This is a genomic window from Lentilactobacillus diolivorans DSM 14421 (assembly GCF_001434255.1).
In the GTDB taxonomy this organism is placed as follows: Bacteria; Bacillota; Bacilli; order Lactobacillales; family Lactobacillaceae; genus Lentilactobacillus; species Lentilactobacillus diolivorans.
This window is the reverse complement of sequence record NZ_AZEY01000035.1, coordinates 1-1,451: the sequence shown is the minus strand read 5'-3', so window position 1 is coordinate 1,451 and position 1,451 is coordinate 1. Positions and strand designations below refer to the sequence as shown.

Genomic DNA, 1,451 nt, shown 5'->3' with positions numbered 1-1,451 from the left:
GGGTCTAAAATTTTTGGGGTTGATACCGTAAGGTATCAATCTTTTTTTGCATATAAATAGGGCATCGCCCTACTATTGAATTAGCCAATAATTCAGATAGAAAGAAGTAAAAACGATGTCCCAAGACAAGCTTATCTTAAATTTAGTTGGTTTAAAAGACCCCCACATTCACTTCGAGGCTGATGTTAAAACCCAAACCGGGCTATATCACGGTCATCCGGCAATATTTATCAATGCTAAATTGCTTAAAAAGATTTCACGGTGTCCAAATTGCGGGTTTGCTGATTGCCTTGTAAAAGACGGTCATAAGACCGTTAATTTAAAATTATCCCCACAGAGATTCCACTTATTAATTCTCCGGTTAGCTAAGCAACGGTTTCTTTGTAAACACTGTGGTTCAATCCTTACTTCGCAAACGGATGCTGTTAAGCCTAACTGCCAAATTTCCAAGAACGTTTGGCAATCAGTGGTGATGGACTTTCATGATAATATGGCAGCAACACTGATTGCTAAACAAAACGGGGTTTCTGCCAGTACCGTCAATCGAGCATATCCGCAAGCAGCGCAAATGATCAGTAATCGGTTTGTTCGCTTACCGAAACATCTCAGTTTTGATGAGTTTACCTCTTCGCACCAAAATCGGCGCATGCGGTTTATCTTTCAAGATGCCGATCATCACAATCGAGTTGTTATTCTGTATGGCCGCCGTAAGGCGTTCCTCAGGAGCTACTTCATGCAGTACTCACACAAAGAACGAGCTCGCGTTAAAACCATTTCTGTCGATCTAAACGCTGGCTACGTTCACCTAATCCCAGAGCTTTTCCCTAAAGCCAAAATTATAATTGACCGCTTCCACATCATTCAAATGACTCAAAGGTCACTAAATGAGGTACGTTTGTCAGTCGCGAAAAAGCAACCTCATTCCTCGCGTGAATATCGGATGATTAAGAAATATTGGCGTTTATTCGACAAGCCCTTTGATAAGCTGGAAGCTAAACGACTCTATTATCGGACACCGTTAAAACGAGAGATGACTAGTCAACGAATTGTGACAGATGCCGTTGCCCTTAGCCCTAAATTTACCAGTGTTTACTTGGTTTATCAGGATATTTTAACGGCTGTTCAAAGACATGACCAGGATTTACTTGCCATGACGATCTGTGACTATCGAAAACTCAATTGTTCAATGGATACCACTATTCGTAGCCTAAAACAAAACTTAAAAGCAGTTACCAATTCCTTGAAATATGCTTACTCCAATGGACCTCTTGAAGGAGTTAACCGCAAAATTAAAGCTATTGGTAGAACTGCTTACGGTTATCGGAATTTTAACCATTATCGAACTAGGATTCAAATGGAATTATTTGCTTAATTCAATTAATGCAAAAGAAAAAGCAAATCCTTTCGGATTTGCTATATAAGCTGATATCAACCTCAGTTGACAAAGAGCC

1 protein-coding gene is annotated in these 1,451 nt (G+C 39.9%); it reads left to right on the top strand.

The genetic code is table 11. From position 1 onward, the window contains the following. Positions 1-115: 115 nt before the first annotated feature. Positions 116-1,372, top strand: a complete 1,257-nt coding sequence (locus tag FC85_RS04355) for an ISL3 family transposase (protein ID WP_057864334.1) — start codon at positions 116-118, stop codon at positions 1,370-1,372. Positions 1,373-1,451: the final 79 nt, after the last annotated feature.